The sequence below is a fragment of the Pseudocitrobacter sp. 73 genome (assembly GCF_008369545.1).
In the GTDB taxonomy this organism is placed as follows: domain Bacteria; phylum Pseudomonadota; class Gammaproteobacteria; order Enterobacterales; family Enterobacteriaceae; genus Pseudocitrobacter; species Pseudocitrobacter vendiensis.
In genome coordinates this window covers 1-215 of sequence record NZ_VTZO01000095.1, presented here as the reverse complement: position 1 = coordinate 215, position 215 = coordinate 1, and the positions used below count along the sequence as shown (strand labels likewise).

Here is a 215-nt window from a genome sequence, read left to right as displayed (position 1 = left end):
GTGCTGGCCTCGTCAGCTCTGAGATTTTCCAGCACCATCACGATGGCGGTTTTACAGTGGCGATGACAGGCGTTTACCGCATTAATGCCGGTTCCGCGGTCACACTCGGTTGCTTCCATCACGATGGACACCTGGCCCTCAATCAGCTTGGCGTTAGTCGCTTCCACATCCACCATCAGGTTGCTGTACACCTTGTCGCTGCGAATCATCGCGCC

Annotated in this window: 1 pseudogene; it reads right to left on the bottom strand. The window is 56.3% G+C overall.

The features are described 5' to 3' along the window. A pseudogene (gene murQ, locus F0Q32_RS25935) lies at nt 1–215 on the bottom strand (N-acetylmuramic acid 6-phosphate etherase); the annotation flags it as partial.